The sequence below is a fragment of the Cohnella endophytica genome (assembly GCF_003628305.1).
GTDB classification, from domain to species: domain Bacteria; phylum Bacillota; class Bacilli; order Paenibacillales; family Paenibacillaceae; genus Cohnella; species Cohnella endophytica.
On record NZ_RBZM01000006.1, the window covers coordinates 149,690 to 164,242 of the forward strand.

Annotated in this window: 14 protein-coding genes; 11 read left to right on the forward strand and 3 right to left on the reverse strand. The window is 54.0% G+C overall.

Annotated elements, in window-relative coordinates; genetic code table 11:
- Nucleotides 1-2 precede the first annotated feature (2 nt).
- Nucleotides 3-911, forward strand: coding sequence for an N-acetylglucosamine kinase (locus tag D7Z26_RS14555; protein WP_120977707.1), 909 nt, complete (start codon nt 3-5; stop codon nt 909-911).
- A gap of 123 nt (nt 912-1,034) precedes the next feature.
- Here D7Z26_RS14555 and D7Z26_RS14560 read toward each other — a convergent pair whose 3' ends face one another.
- Nucleotides 1,035-1,463, reverse strand: coding sequence for an SRPBCC family protein (locus D7Z26_RS14560; RefSeq protein WP_120977708.1), 429 nt, complete (start codon nt 1,461-1,463; stop codon nt 1,035-1,037).
- Nucleotides 1,464-1,783: 320 nt separating this feature from the next.
- On the opposite strand from D7Z26_RS14560, the gene D7Z26_RS14565 reads away from it, so the two are divergent.
- Together D7Z26_RS14565 and D7Z26_RS14570 are read left to right on the forward strand one after the other, a co-directional pair.
- Nucleotides 1,784-2,581, forward strand: coding sequence for an SRPBCC family protein (locus D7Z26_RS14565; protein WP_158602324.1), 798 nt, complete (start codon nt 1,784-1,786; stop codon nt 2,579-2,581).
- A 55-nt stretch (nt 2,582-2,636) separates the two neighbouring features.
- Nucleotides 2,637-2,969 (forward strand): hypothetical protein, encoded by a 333-nt coding sequence (locus D7Z26_RS14570; protein ID WP_120977710.1) that lies wholly within the window; start codon nt 2,637-2,639, stop codon nt 2,967-2,969.
- A 63-nt stretch (nt 2,970-3,032) separates the two neighbouring features.
- On the opposite strand, the gene D7Z26_RS14575 is transcribed toward D7Z26_RS14570, so the two are convergent.
- Nucleotides 3,033-3,488 carry a hypothetical protein gene (locus D7Z26_RS14575; RefSeq protein WP_120977711.1) on the reverse strand — a complete coding sequence of 152 codons (456 nt, stop codon included), beginning with the start codon at nt 3,486-3,488 and terminating at the stop codon, nt 3,033-3,035.
- A gap of 308 nt (nt 3,489-3,796) precedes the next feature.
- Nucleotides 3,797-4,558: a Crp/Fnr family transcriptional regulator gene (locus tag D7Z26_RS14580; protein ID WP_120977712.1), complete on the reverse strand. Its 762-nt coding sequence runs from the start codon at nt 4,556-4,558 to the stop codon at nt 3,797-3,799.
- Nucleotides 4,559-4,790: 232 nt separating this feature from the next.
- Between D7Z26_RS14580 and D7Z26_RS14585 the strand changes: the two genes are divergently transcribed.
- The 8 genes from D7Z26_RS14585 to pflB all read left to right on the forward strand — a co-directional run bounded on the left by D7Z26_RS14585 (nt 4,791) and on the right by pflB (nt 14,517).
- Nucleotides 4,791-5,258 (forward strand): GAF domain-containing protein, encoded by a 468-nt coding sequence (locus D7Z26_RS14585; protein WP_120977713.1) that lies wholly within the window; start codon nt 4,791-4,793, stop codon nt 5,256-5,258.
- A gap of 43 nt (nt 5,259-5,301) precedes the next feature.
- Complete coding sequence (locus tag D7Z26_RS14590) at nt 5,302-5,955, forward strand: response regulator transcription factor (RefSeq protein ID WP_120977714.1); 654 nt, start codon at nt 5,302-5,304, stop codon at nt 5,953-5,955.
- Nucleotides 5,948-7,069 carry a PAS domain S-box protein gene (locus tag D7Z26_RS14595; protein ID WP_407643520.1) on the forward strand — a complete coding sequence of 374 codons (1,122 nt, stop codon included), beginning with the start codon at nt 5,948-5,950 and terminating at the stop codon, nt 7,067-7,069. The genes D7Z26_RS14590 and D7Z26_RS14595 overlap by 8 nt, the downstream gene beginning before the upstream one ends.
- Nucleotides 7,070-7,850: 781 nt before the next feature.
- Nucleotides 7,851-8,402: a hypothetical protein gene (locus tag D7Z26_RS14600; RefSeq protein WP_120977715.1), complete on the forward strand. Its 552-nt coding sequence runs from the start codon at nt 7,851-7,853 to the stop codon at nt 8,400-8,402.
- Between the two features lie 123 nt (nt 8,403-8,525).
- Nucleotides 8,526-9,065 (forward strand): DoxX family protein, encoded by a 540-nt coding sequence (locus D7Z26_RS14605; protein WP_120977716.1) that lies wholly within the window; start codon nt 8,526-8,528, stop codon nt 9,063-9,065.
- A gap of 25 nt (nt 9,066-9,090) precedes the next feature.
- On the forward strand, nt 9,091-9,576 hold the full coding sequence (locus D7Z26_RS14610) for a hemerythrin domain-containing protein (protein WP_120977717.1): 486 nt from the start codon (nt 9,091-9,093) through the stop codon (nt 9,574-9,576).
- Nucleotides 9,577-9,602: 26 nt separating this feature from the next.
- On the forward strand, nt 9,603-12,212 hold the full coding sequence (gene adhE, locus D7Z26_RS14615) for a bifunctional acetaldehyde-CoA/alcohol dehydrogenase (RefSeq protein ID WP_120977718.1): 2,610 nt from the start codon (nt 9,603-9,605) through the stop codon (nt 12,210-12,212).
- A gap of 28 nt (nt 12,213-12,240) precedes the next feature.
- Nucleotides 12,241-14,517, forward strand: coding sequence for a formate C-acetyltransferase (gene pflB / locus D7Z26_RS14620; RefSeq protein WP_120977719.1), 2,277 nt, complete (start codon nt 12,241-12,243; stop codon nt 14,515-14,517).
- The last annotated feature ends 36 nt before the right edge of the window (nt 14,518-14,553 follow it).

A 14,553-nucleotide genomic window follows, 5' to 3' on the forward strand; every position in this document is an offset into this window, starting at 1 on the left:
AGATGAAATACGTGGCCGGATTGGATGGCGGAGGAACGAAAACCGCCGTGACCGTCGCCGACGAGAACGGCAAGACGGTGCGTACCTTCGTTACTGGCGCGATCAACTATAACGGGCAAGACGAGATCAGCATTCGGGATAGCTTCCGGCGGATCATGGCGGAGATCGGCGACGCCTGCGGCGGGTTGGCCCATTGCGTGCAGATTTGCATCGGCGCGGCCGGCGTCAGCAATCCGACGGTTCATGATCGGATAACGGCAAACGTTAGGGAATCCGGCTACGAAGGCGGCTTGCTCATCGTCGGCGACCAGGAGACGGCTCTGTGCGGGGCGCTTGGAACGACCCACGGCATGATTCTGATCGCGGGCACCGGATCGATCTGTTTCGGCAGGAACGAAGCCGATCTCACTCATCGCGCGGGCGGTTGCGGCCATCTGATCGACGACGAGGGGAGCGGCTACAGCATCGGTCGCGACCTAATGACTGCGGTCGTTAAGGCAAATGACGGTCGGATCGCTCCGACGCTCATAACCGATTTGGTATTCGGGCGGCTGGGAATGGAGTCGGTACGGGAACTGATCGGATTCGCGCACGATAAGAAGACGAACAAGAAGGACATCGCGGCGCTTGCGCCGCTGCTGTCGGAAGCGTGCGAAGCGGGAGATGCTTCGGCGCTGGAAATTGTTCGGAAGAGCGCGGCGTCTTTGCTGGAGCTGGTCGTCCCGGTGGCGAACACGCTCGACATGAGCGCGGGAAATCTCGTTCTAGCGGGCAGCGTGCTGCTCAAGAACGCGTTTATTCGGATCGCGTTCGAAGGTCGGCTGAAGGAAGCCTATCCGAACATGCGCTGCGTGTCCGCTCCGGAGGATGCATCCCAAGGCGCGGTGACGATGGCTTTAAGCCGATTATAATCGCATAGCTGTGCGTATTCGGCCCTCGCCGCGAAAGGTTTCTCGCGGCGAGGGTTGTTTGTGTTTTTGCGTAAAAAAACCTTCCGGAAGGAAGGTTTAATTGAATGTGATCAAGAATTGTTCTTATTTAGAAGATTCGCTATATTTTTTGAAGTTGTCCAGAATCGCCTGAAAGCCTGCTTGTTGCATTTCGATGGGGTTGGTGGATTCTGCTTCAAAGGTTTCAATTACTTTAGTATCGTTATCTTGGCTAATAAAAGTAATCGCTACTTTTCTTCCGTCACCAATCGTGTAAGAAATAAACTCGTTTATTCTCACTTCATCATAAACGCCGCCAAAATCAAATCCAAAGCTGCCATCCTTGGCTTCCATTCTGGTTACAAAGCTCCCGCCAGCCCGCAAATCATTTTCGGCATTTGGCGCATGCCAGTCATCGGAAGCGAAACACCATTTTGTTATATGCTGCGGCTCCGTCCAATAACTCCACACATCCCCAACCGGCTTATGAACTGTAGTTTCTACCGTCAATGTTACGCGATTACCTGTTTCCATTTTTATTAGCCACCTCACTTAATAAAATTTTGCTCAATTATACCATTAAACAAATGGGACACAAAAGGACTTGTGAACAGAGGTTCTACGTTTTTTAGTACCCCATCTTAATATGCCTCCCATAAAAGATAGAACTGAACGGATTCCGTCCGGGAGGTTATGATCGAGACAAGAACAATCAGCGGGAGATGATTTGTAAGCATGAACAGGAAACTAGCGATCGGACTCGGCCTTATGATTTCGAATGCGTTGGGCTCTTAGTTGTAAAATTGACTTCGTTCACCTTCGAACAGTTTTATGATGTAGACGGAATTGTGATTTTGGCAGAATTTGTTCTGCTTCCATTCGCGATGGGCATCATCAATACGTATTTTTGGAAAGATTACGATGTATCCGGATCTGCGAGTTGGGGTTACGGCTTCATAAGCTTCATCATCGCCTTGTTTGGTAGCGCGTTCTTCATGGGAGAAGGCTACATTTGCCTAATCATAGTTTCCCCGCTGATATTCCTATTTATGATGTCCGGCATTTGGGCTGGCCGGGCTATATTCAGGCAGGGCAATAACAAGTTAAACGTTAGCGTGGCAGGGGCTATTGTAGCTTTTATGGCTATCAACGTCGCTTTCGCCGGACCCTCGGAGAAAGTGGTTTCCGACCGTATCGTCATTCAGGCAAGTCCGGATCAGGTATGGAAGTATATCGTTTCGTTCCCGGCAATCGAGGAAAAGCCCTCATACTGGATGTTCCGGATCGGCCTGCCGGCCCCTGTTCAATCGGTTGCAGAAGGCGAGTTCGTCGGGGCGAACCGCCAGTGCGTTTTTAACGGCGGAATCGTGTTTGATGAGAAAATCGTCGAGCTTGTCCCTGGTCGCAAATTGACATTCGATATCGTGAAACAGCCGGAGGATCCGGAGATCATGGGTCATCTCGAATTACGCCGCGGCCAATTCGTTCTCGAGGACAATGGCGACGGTACAACGACCTTGATCGGTAATAGTTGGTATGATCTCAAGGTGAGGCCCTCTGCGTATTTTGACTGGTGGACGCAAGATATCATCCGCGCAGTTCATATTCGCGTCATGGAGCACATCAAGGCTTTGGCAGAAAATGATAATTGAACGAATTATGCGAGGCAACGATACCGCTCATATCAAGCGGCAAAGAGGTGTGATTATGAAAATCTCCTTTTCTGGAATGGCTGCGTCCGTCGGATGTATGATTCTTTGTTTCATCTTTCTGTATTGGAATCCTTATTCAGGTGATGAACCCAATAGCGGTACGGTGAGAATCATGTTTATGATGTTGATTCTTCCCGCATGTATAGGCTTAGTGAATTCGTTTTTTAGAAATCGGACCTTAATGTATATCGTGTTTGCTTGGTCGCTTCCTTATGGACTTTATGTAGCTGTTGCATCAATTCCGAGCATTTGGAATCTCTATGTTGGAGTGCTGGTTCTATATCTTGTTTCCTCCATTTGGGAAAATAAGCGCGAAGCAATCAAATAATCTCCCGGAATATAGGAGAAGGATGTTCATTAAATACTGAACATCCTTCTTTTTTATAGATAATCACTCTATCCCCAGCGTTTTGACGATTTTCGGAACGTCCTCGTTCACCATACGTTTAAGCAGGCGAATCGGTCTGCCGTATTTTTTATAATCGTAGTCCTGTTTCGATTTGCTGAGAAAATCAGCAGGAAGTTCTCCCGGAACCGTATAAGCAAAAATTAATCCATTTCGCTCTGCAAGGAAGATAATAGGGGAGTCATCATAGCCTTTTTTACGCCATTGCTTCCGAGTCATCCGGAAAACAAGCAGAGACAACACCTCCTCATACACCTTTCCCTTGTATTTAAAGAAGAAAAATACGCCGTACTCGGCATCGATCAACCGTTTGTTACTTTTAACGACTATGAATCTCTTCCACCAGCTAGGAAGCCGTAGGCTAAAACCATATTTCGGATCCTTGTAAGAAAGTTTAGAGATGGATGTCGATCTTCCCAGTATGATTTTATTGCTTATCATAATCACTCCCTCTGGAACCATCATTATCAGATGCTTATCATTAAAGTTAGGATATTCAAGCACTCAAATGTGTGACTGTGCTTTCGAATATTCATTGGCCACAGATTTATATAAGTGAGTGCGTATATGAAAATTTATCGAAGCGGGAGAGAGGAAATAACAATGGACGAGCCGGAAGGTAGAGTTGGAAGGTAAAGCGGGAAGGTAGAGTGGGATTACGAGGTTTGGGATAGATTTCTCGGCCGTCTGAGAAAATAATCGCGAACGAAGCCTCGATCATCCGCCTTGGCGGCCGATCAAGGCTTTTTTTAGATACGGCATACTTCCTTCGGGCAGGCCGGGGAAGAAGGACAGCGGCATATGCCCCGGAGATCGCTTAACTTCAGGATAATGATGCGACCGTTGCGGATCGCGATCGTGCCTTCATCCTTCAGTCCGTTCAGCATTCGGTTCACGCTCTCTCGCGAAGTCCCGATGAAATCGGCCAACTCGGCATTCGTCAGCTTGATGTTGATTCGAATGCCTTCGGCGCATGCTACGCCATACGAGTTGGCGAGGCGAATAAGCGTTGAAGCAAGCGCGCCGGGTTTGCCGAACAGCAGCAGGTCGCGGAATTTGGAATCGGTCACGCGGTGCATGAGAGCCATCCAGTTCATGAACCGGACCGCGAAGTCACCATGCCGGTACAAAAGAATTTCGAGATCCTGCCACTGAATGACGCCGAGCTCGGCATCCTCCATCGCTTCCGCGCTGAAGCTGTGAACGGCGCGCATTCCGTCCTCCGGTTCGCACAGCATATCGCCTGCCTGCAGAATCGAGAGAATGAAGTCTTTTCCGTCTTCCGTGGACTTTCTTAGCTTTATTTTTCCCGAACGAATATAGTAAAGCTTGCCCGTGGGTTCTCCTTCCCAGAACAAGTAACTGCCGGCTTCCGCATGTTTCGGGTACATCAATTCCTCCAGGCGGCCGAACTGCTCGGGAGAGAAGAAGCTGGTTATCGCATGCGGATGAGAAGCCCGTTTTTCCGAGTGAACCCTCTCGTTTGTCGGAATTGCTTTAACAATAGCCATCGTTCCGCTCTCCCCTTCCAATCGTTGCTCATACTTTCATCTTACGCTAGCCGTTCTCGCGACGATATCGGGGAAACTCCTGAATTCCTCGGGGTATTTCCCTTATTTTGACTTGAAGAGCAGGATAACGGCGTAAAAATCAGGACTTTCCCCCCTAGCGAAATCAGGGAGTTCCCCGAATTACCCCGAACGGAGTTTCCGTTACACTTAATGTACGGAAGGGGAGATTGCTTTGGAGGATCGGAGCTCGGACGAAAGGATGCTAGAGGAACTGCACCGGTTGAGATCGGATATCGGCTGCGATTTTGGCGCGATAGGATTAGCTGAAGGGCAGTCCGGAGAGCTTCGTTGGAAACTGGTTTCCGGCAACGGAAACGATAAGTATAGGGAGATGACGGAGCGGCAGGGCAAGGGCTTTTCCGGTTCGGTCATCAAAGTCGGAAGAGCGATGACTTTCCAACTCGTAGAGATCGTGGCGACGCGCCGGCTTCATGAATACCCGCTGCTGCTCGCCGAGAATTTGAGATCGGCTTACGCATCTCCCGTTACGGAAAGCGCGGGACCCGTTCGGGGCGTATTGTTGGTCGGCGATCGGAAAAGGCGTATTTATCGTCCGGAGGATCGGCAAAGGGTGGCTGAAGCGAGCGAACGAATTTTCGAGATCATCGTAGGCAAACCCGCGATACTGCGCTCGCTATGATAAAATAAAGGGATAAGAACGCGCAGACGGGAGGAGCAGTCAAATGATTCGAATCGTTGTAGTGGACGATCATGCTATCGTACGTTCGGGACTGGTCATGCTGCTGAACGGCAGGCACGGCATGGAAGTCGTCGGTGAAGCGGCGGACGGGGACGAAGCGATTAGGAAAGCCGAAGAGCTTAGCCCGGACGTCGTGCTCATGGACTTAAGCATGCCGCATGGCAAGGACGGATTGACGGCGACGGGAGAGCTCAAGAAGCGGGTACCCGATACGGCCGTGCTCGTCTTGACCATGCACGACGACGAAGAATATTTGTTCAGGGCGATACATGCGGGCGCATCCGGCTACATTCTCAAAAGCGCTCCCCACGAGGAGATGCTTTCGGCGATTCAGCATGTTGCCGCAGGCAACGCTTATTTATATCCGTCGGCAACGAAGCGGCTAATGAGCGATTACTTAGAGAAGATGAAAAGCGGCGAGCACGCGGGAGCTTACGGTACTTTGTCCGACCGCGAGAAGGAAATTCTGGCGAAGATCGCCCAAGGCTACTCCAATCGCGATATCGCGGAGCAACTCGTCATCAGCGTGAAGACGGTAGAGTCCCATAAGAGCAATCTGATGGATAAATTGGACTTGCGAACGAGGCCGGATCTCGTCAAATTCGCGATGAAGAAGGGGCTGCTGAATTTTGAGTGAGCAAATCGGACAGGAACGTTACCCTTCGGAAAATATCGCCGAGAACGTGAAGCCGCTATTGAGCCAGATAGAGACGAATATTACCGATCCGGAACTTCGAGTAGTGCTGCAGCGTTCACTTAAGCAGTTGGCGGACGTCAAGTTCGCGTTGGACGAAGCGTCGATCGTAGCCGTGACGGATCGCAAAGGCAAGATTCAATACGTTAACGATAAGTTTTGCGAGATCTCCGGTTACTCCCGAGACGAGTTGATCGGCAACGACCACCGGATCGTGAACTCGGGCAACCATGGCCAACCGTTCATGCGCGAGCTGTGGGATACGATCTCCTCGGGACGCGTATGGCGGGGAGAGATCAAAAACCGCGCCAAACACGGAGGTTACTATTGGGTAGATACGACGATCGTTCCGTTCGTAGACGGGAATGGCGCGCCCTACCAGTATTTGGCGATCCGTCATGAGGTGACCCGGTTGAAGGAAACCGAGGTGCAGCTTCAGTTGATGATGACGCAGATCATGCAGATACAGGAGGAGGAGCGGAGGCGATTCTCCCGGGATTTGCACGACGGGATCGGGCAAAGCTTGTTTTCTCTGAAAATAACGCTGGATCGCATGATGCCGGACGGAGGAGACGCCAACTTGGAGGCGCTCGGGCGGCAGGTGTCGCAATTGATGGAGGAAGTGCGGGGACTCGCATGGGAGCTTCGACCGTCGGTGCTCGACGACTTGGGCGTCGTCCCGGCGCTGCGAACGTACATCGACAATTTCGAGCGGCATTACGGAATTCGCGTCCGGTTCGATTGCGACCTGCGGACAAGGCCGGATCTGCTCGCGGAGACGACGATCTACCGCGTCGTTCAGGAAGCGCTAACGAACGTGGGCAAATACGCAGACGTGTCGGAAGCCTTCGTTACGCTGCACGGGAAGGGTTCTTACGTCGAAGCCACCGTCTCCGATCGCGGTGTGGGCTTTCAGCGCGAACAATCGGCCCGGGGCGTCGGACTGTTCAGCATGGAGGAGCGCGCGCGCGCGGTTTCCGGCGAACTGCTCGTCCGTTCGGAGCCGGGTCAAGGCACGATCGTTACATTGAAGGTTCCGGTTAAGACGGTGGATTGAAGGTAGGCTGGCGCGTGCTGGCCATCTTCTTCCGCTTCGTTGCACAGGTGAAAGTCTCTTCGCGCGCCATTAGTACACTCCCAGCGTCTTAAATCGGCGAAAGCCTCTCCGCGCGCGCCATTTAGTACGCTCCCAGCGTCTTAAATCGCCGAAAGACGCTCCGCTCGCACCATTAGTACGCTCCCAGCGTCTTAAATCGGCGAAAGTCGCACCGCGCGCACAGTAGTACGCTCCCGGCGTACTACATCGTCGAAAGTCGCTCCGCGCGCACCAGTAGTACGCTCCCGGCGTACTACATCGGCGAAAGTCGCTCCGCGCGCACCAGTAGTACGCTCCCGGCGTGCTACATCGGCGAAAGTCGCTCCGCGCGCACCAGTAGTACGCTCCCGGCGTACTACATCGGCGAAGCCCCCTCCACGCACCGCCACCATCCTCGCACCGACTCTATCTCTTCGAATGTTCCGCCCGCATCAAACTACCCTTTCCCTAACGGCCTTTTATGTCGTTTCCGTGTCAACGTAACAATCGTGATGGATGTCACAGTAGATAGGAATCGAGCAGTTTATATTAAGTACATATCGAACCTGCAGATAGCCTACGGAATGCACGGTCAAGCGTGGATCAGAGCGCAATGTATTCGAGGTTCGCTTATTTCGGAGTAACCGATCATGCAATTCAGCAGGTCCCAGACTTTCGTTCGCTAGAACAATGAAAGTCGCTCATCCCAGGCCACTCATGTGATTTTTTTCACAAAACTAAAATCGAGAGGAGTTAGTTGCTAATGATTATCGCAAACGCAAAAGCAAATAGTCGAATGAATTATCCGCACGACGATGCAGATCCGGAGGCTCGTTATTGTCTTCTGGAGCAAGCGATCGAACGGGCAAAGCAAGAACGCGGAGTGCTGAATGAGGAGTTGAAGGCAATATACGATCAAACCTGCGCCGTGAGCAACGATAAGGATACCGTTAGTTTGAATCGTGACGTGGAATTGTTGACAGAGTGCGTGAGACATTTCATTAGGGATTGGAGCGAATATAAGAGCTGGGAGGATGCGGAGCTTTTCCCGCACGCGGCATTGTACCTCGGCGTCGAATCGGATTCGTTCGAGCTGATGGAGCGAGAATACGAGCTCGGGGAGCGTCTGCTAGAGGCATGCGGGCATCATCTGGACGGTTCTTTGCGAGTGGCGGCAACGCCGGAGAACGTCCGGGCGGTGACTTCTTCCTTGCTGCAGGCTTACGCGTTCCTGAAAAACCGATTCCGAGAGGAAGAAGAAATGATGGAGGCGTTGGAGGACCAGACGGACCGGTCGAACAAGTTCGGATTTTAGGCGCTAACAATTGCAGTAATTGTGATAAACATCACATTCAAGCTCTTCATTCCCCTGCATACTGAAGGCGTAAGGAAAACAAAGGAAACAACAAAAACCGAATCCCGGAGGGAGATGACCATCATGGTCATGAAATGGTACAAAGAAAACGTATGGGCGGCCGTAGCACTCGTGTTCGTCAGATTATATGTCGGTTGGCAATGGGTGGACGCGGGCTGGCACAAGTTAACCGGAGGTTTCGACGCCGGCGGCTTCCTTAAAGGAGCTATCGCGAAGCCGGTGGCCGATCACGCGACGAACGCAGTCATTTTCCCGAATTACACGTACTTCATCGAGCATTTCGCGCTTCCGAACGTGAAGCTGATCAACGTCCTCATTCCGCTAGGCGAATTCCTGATCGGCATCGGGCTGATTGTCGGGGGCTTGACGCTAACGGCTGCGTTCTTCGGAATGATGCTTAACTTCCTGTTCCTGTTCGCCGGCACGGTAAGCACGAACCCATGGTTGCTGCTGCTTGGAATGATCGTCTTCACGGCAGGAACCAACGCCGGACGCTTCGGGCTTGACGCTTACTTGCTGCCTTACCTCCGCAAAGTCTGGACGAAACTCGCGCATACCAGAGACAAGAAGCTAGCGGGCGGAGGCAAAACCGTCCCTCATTAAAGCATAGGCGAAGGAGGATGCCGAGATGTCTGCCGACCAACCATCGTTGCTGGAAAGCTATCGCTCCTACGATCAATGGAAGAACGAGCATGACGACCTGTATGTCCGATTGCTGGAACTGTGCCGTTTGATGAAGTGGAATCCGACGAACTACGACTACTCCGACTGGGAAACGCATCATCGGACGGTACGCGGCATCTTCGTTCCCTTCATGCGGGAGTGGCAGGTGCATCTGGAGAAGGAGCGCAAAGCGCTATATCCCATCGTCGAAGCCGCGATCTGCGGAGGCCCGATCGGTCCGGCCAGCGTCCTCGAGCAGGACGGCCGGATCGTCGGACAGTTCCAGGAACAATACGAGAAGGCCGTCGGCGAAGGCGTAGAGCCGGAAGAAGCGTTGCGATTAATGCTTCAAGTGTTGACCGTCGTCGCGGAGCATTTCCGACTGGAAGACGAGAACGTCGTTCCTGCAACGGAGCGGTTCATGGAACAAATCGAATACAGCGGTTCCTAGGAACCGAATCGAATGGAGGCTAACCCATGGCAACGAAGGAAAAGGCGCAGGCGGAGCCCGCGACCGCGCAGGATGAAGTAAATCGGCTCGCAAAGCAAGCGAGATTGGCGCTTGAAGCCTATATGCAGCTTAACCAGGAGCAAGTGAACGAGATTGTTCACCGTATGGCTTTGGCCGGTCTCGATAGACATATGACGTTGGCGAAAATGGCGACGGAAGAAACCGGACGCGGCGTATACGAGGACAAAATCACGAAAAACCTGTTCGCCACCGAGTACATTTACCATAGCATCAAGAACGAGAAAACGGTCGGCGTCATCGAAGACAACGTGTACGAGAACTACCGTAAGGTGGCGGAGCCCGTCGGCGTCATCGCGGGCATTACGCCGGTGACGAATCCGACTTCCACGACGATGTTCAAGGCGCTGATCGCGGCGAAAACTCGCAACCCGATCATCTTCGCATTCCATCCGTCGGCGCAGCGCTCGAGCGCGGAAGCGGCGAGGACTTTGCTGGAAGCGGCGGTCGCCGCAGGCGCACCGGAGCACTGCATCCAATGGATCGAGCAGCCTTCCGTCGAGGCAACACAGCTGTTAATGAACCATAAAGACGTGGCGCTAGTTCTCGCCACCGGCGGCTCCGCGATGGTGAAGGCCGCGTACAGCACGGGTAAGCCGGCACTTGGCGTCGGGCCGGGCAACGTTCCTTGCATCATCGAAAGGACGGCGGATTTGGAACAAGCGGTGACGGATCTGATTCTGTCCAAGACGTTCGATAACGGCATGATCTGCGCTTCCGAGCAAGCGGTTATCCTCGACGAGCCGATCTACGATGCCGCGAAGAAGCTCATGCTCCGACAAGGCTGTTATTTCCTGAACAAAGAGGAAATCGATGCCGTTTCCCGTCTCGTCATTAATCCCGAGAAATGCGCCGTCAACGCGGTCATCGTCGGCCAACCGGCAACCAAGATCGCCGAGATGGCGGGGCTGTCCGTACCGGCAGGCACGAAGATTCTGGTCGCGGAGCTCGCCGGAGTCGGAGATAACTATCCCTTGTCCGCCGAAAAGCTCAGTCCCGTACTCGCCTGCTACAAAGCGAAATCCGCGGAGCAGGGTATCGAGCGAGCGGCGCAGATCGTCGCCTATGGCGGTATGGGGCATTCCTCGGTTATCCATTCGAAGGACGAAGCGGTGATCGCCGCATTCTCCGCCCGGCTGCAGACGGGACGTATCATAGTGAACGCTCCTTCGACGCATGGAGCGATCGGCGACATCTATAATACGAACCTGCCGTCCCTTACGCTTGGCTGCGGTTCCTACGGAAGCAATTCCACGACGTCGAACGTCACGGCCGTCAATCTAATCAACGTGAAGAGGGTGGCGTATCGGACGCTCAACATGCAATGGTTCAAGGTGCCGCCGAAAATTTACTTCGAACGGGGCGCGACGCAGTATTTAGAGAAAATGCCGGACATCGGCCGCGTCATGATCGTCACGGACGCCGCGATGGTAAAGCTGGGTTACGCGGAAAAGGTCGAGTATTACTTGCGCAAGCGGATGACTCCGGTAGCCGTCGAAATCTTTTCCGACGTGGAACCGGATCCGTCGGTCGATACGGTGGAACGCGGGGCGAAGCTGATGGCGCAATTCAAGCCGGACTGCATCATCGCTCTCGGCGGAGGTTCCCCGATGGACGCGGCGAAGGCGATGTGGCTGTTCTATGAATATCCCGATACGAGCTTCGACTCGCTGAAAATGAAGTTCCTGGATATCCGCAAACGCATCTACAAGTACCCGCGCCTAGGCCGGAAGGCGAAATTCGTAGCCATCCCGACGACATCGGGAACGGGTTCGGAAGTGACGTCGTTCGCGGTCATTACGGATAAGAACAAAGGCAACACGAAGTATCCGCTCGCCGATTACGAATTGACGCCCGACGTCGCGATCATCGATCCGGATTACGTGTACAGTCTGCCGAAGACGTCGGTTGCGGACACCGGCATGGACGTGTTGACGCACGCCATCGAAGCGTACGTATCCGTCATGGCGAACGATTACACGGACGGCTTGGCGCTGAAGGCGATTCAACTCGTATTCGAGAACTTAGAGGCGTCCTACCATCAGGCCGATCCGAAGGCTCGGGAGAAAATGCACAATGCCTCGACGATCGCCGGGATGGCTTTCGCGAACGCGTTCCTAGGCATTAACCATAGCCTCGCGCACAAGTGGGGCGGAGAATACCATACGGCGCACGGACGTACGAATGCGATCCTGCTGCCGCACGTGATCCGCTACAATGCGCAGCTGCCGACGAAGTTCGCGTCGTTCCCGAAATACGACCATTTCATTGCCGATAAGCGTTACGCGGACATCGCTCGCCTGTTGGGATTGCCTGCTCGCACGACGGAAGAGGCCGTGAACTCGCTGATCGAAGCGATCCGCAAGCTGAACCGCTCGCTCGATATTCCCGAATCGTTCCAGGCGCTAGGTTTTGACGCCGGCAATTTCGAATTGAAAGTCGAAGGCTTGGCCGACCGTGCGTTCGAGGACCAATGCACGACCGCCAATCCGAGAATGCCGCTCGTGACGGAGCTGGCCGACGTGTACCGCAACGCCTTTTACGGAAAGTTCGAATAAACGCTCGTCCTAAGAGGAGGGATATCCCATGAGCACGACGGAAAACAACTTATTCGCGGAATCCTCCGCCGGTTCGCAAGACGGATGGAGGGGATTTAAGTCCGGCATATGGAACGGTGCGATCGACGTCAATGACTTCTTGACTTTGAATCTGACGCCTTACGAGGGAGATGGACGTTTCCTCGCCGAACCGACGGACGAGACGAAACGCCTGTGGGAAATCGTGTTGGAGCTGATGCGCCAAGAACGGGACAACGGCGGCGTGCTTGACGTCGATACGGATACGGTTTCTTCGATTACCTCCCATCGGCCGGGCTACATCGACCGCGAGTTGGAACAGATCGTGGGCTTGCAGACGGATGCGCCGCTCAAGCGCTCCGTGCAGCCGTTCGGCGGAATCCGGATGGTCATGGACGCCTGCGAAGCCTACGGTTACAAGCTTCCGGAGGAGATCGTGCGGCTGTTCACCGATATTCGCAAGACGCACAACCAAGGGGTGTTCGATGCCTATACGACGGAGATGAAGCTGGCGCGCAAAGCCGGAATCGTAACCGGTCTGCCTGATGCATACGGTCGCGGCCGCATTATCGGCGACTACCGCAGAGTCGCGCTTTACGGGACGGACCGGCTCGTCGCCGCCAAAAAAGCCGATCTGCTGCAGCTTGAGCGCCAAGCGATGTCGGAGGAAGTCATTCGCGCCCGCGAGGAGTTATCGGAGCAAATTCGCAGCTTGGGCGAGCTGAAGGCGATGGCCGGCGAATACGGATACGACGTTTCGCGGCCGGCGATAAACGCGAAGGAAGCCGTCCAATGGGTGTATTTCGCTTACTTGGCGGCGATCAAGGAGCAAAACGGAGCGGCGATGAGCCTCGGTCGCGTGTCCAGCTTTCTAGACGTTTACCTCGAGCGCGACATGAGGGAAGGCGTATTAAACGAAGCCGAGGCGCAGCAACTGATCGACCACCTCGTCATGAAGCTGCGTCTCGTGAAGTTCCTGCGAACGCCCGATTACAACGAGTTGTTCAGCGGAGACCCGACATGGGTGACCGAGTCGATCGGCGGCATGGGCACGAACGGCAAGACGCGCGTGACGCGTACCTCTTTCCGTTTTCTTCATACGCTATATAATCTAGGACCTGCGCCTGAGCCGAACTTGACGGTGCTGTGGTCGACGGAGCTGCCGCAAGGCTTCAAACAATATTGTGCCAAAGTATCCGTAGATACGAGCTCCATCCAATACGAGAACGACGATCTGATGAGGCCGGTTTACGGAGACGACTACGGTATCGCTTGCTGCGTGTCGGCGATGCGGATCGGCAAGCAAATGCAATTTTTCGGGGCGCGGGCCAATCTGGCCAAAGCTCTCCTGTACGCGATCAACGGCGGCGTCGACGAGAAGCTGGGCGTTCAAGTCGGTCCGGCGCGCGAGCCTCTGCAAGGGGAAACGTTAAGCTACGACGAGGTCATGGCGCGTTACGACGAGATGCTGGATTGGCTAGCGGAGCTATACATGAACACGCTTAACGTAATTCACTACATGCACGACAAGTACAGCTATGAGCGGATCGAGATGGCGCTGCACGACACGGATATCCTGCGCACGATGGCATGCGGAATCGCCGGCCTGTCGGTCGTGGCCGATTCGCTTAGCGCCATCAAGCATGCGAAGGTAAAGCCGATCCGCAACGACAAGGGACTGGCCGTTGACTTCGTCATCGAGGGCGTATACCCGCAGTACGGGAATAACGAAGCCGCTGTGGACGACATCGCCGTCGCGTTGACGAAGACGTTCATGGACAAACTTAACAAACACCGCACTTACCGGGATGCGACGCCTACGATGTCCGTTCTGACGATAACGTCCAACGTCGTATATGGCAAAAAAACGGGCAGCACGCCGGATGGCCGCAAAGCCGGTGAGCCTTTCGCGCCGGGCGCGAACCCGATGCACGGCCGCGACCGCAAGGGAGCGCTCGCATCGTTGAATTCGGTCGCCAAGCTTCCGTACGAAAGCTGTCTAGACGGCATCTCGAACACGTTCTCGATTATTCCGAAGGCTCTCGGCAAGGAGCCCGAAGTCCGGGCAAGCAATCTCGTATCGCTGCTCGACGGTTACTCGGCGAAAGGCGGGCATCATCTGAACATAAACGTGTTCAACCGCGAGCAGTTGCTCGATGCCATGGAGCATCCGGAGCAGTATCCGCAGCTCACGATTCGGGTGTCCGGTTACGCGGTCAACTTCATTAAGCTGACTCGCGAGCAGCAGCTTGACGTTATCAATCGGACGTTCCACGGCTCGGTCTAAACTGCGGCGGATGACCGAAAAGAGAAAGGATGAGCA